The organism is Paraburkholderia sp. SIMBA_027 (genome assembly GCF_046535315.1).
Taxonomy (GTDB): Bacteria; Pseudomonadota; Gammaproteobacteria; order Burkholderiales; family Burkholderiaceae; genus Paraburkholderia; species Paraburkholderia tropica.
This window is the reverse complement of record NZ_JAWRWY010000833.1, coordinates 1-263: the sequence shown is the minus strand read 5'-3', so window position 1 is coordinate 263 and position 263 is coordinate 1. Positions and strand designations below refer to the sequence as shown.

The 263-nt window shown below is 64.3% G+C and carries 1 pseudogene; it reads left to right on the top strand.

Annotation, left to right across the window (positions count from 1 at the left end):
• Positions 1–128: 128 nt before the first annotated feature.
• A pseudogene (locus tag SB764_RS41400) lies at positions 129–263 on the top strand (glycosyltransferase family 1 protein); the annotation flags it as partial.

Genomic DNA, 263 nt, shown 5'->3' with positions numbered 1-263 from the left:
ACCGGTGCTTGCCCCGCACCACGAGTTCGCCGTACAGAACACCCAATCATCAGATAGTTCCGCAGCGATGGCGTCCAGGCGTATGCCCTAGTTGGCCTTCGCTCGCAAGGGCTTGCCGAGGCGCATCGCAGCTTGTCGAGACCGACGATGCAAAGCGCTACGCGGACGCCATTGTTCTCGCATTAGGACAGGCGCGGGCGCAACGCTCGCTCGCCGGTCTGACGCTCCGGGATACCGCTGCCCGCTACCGGGCGATTGCGCAT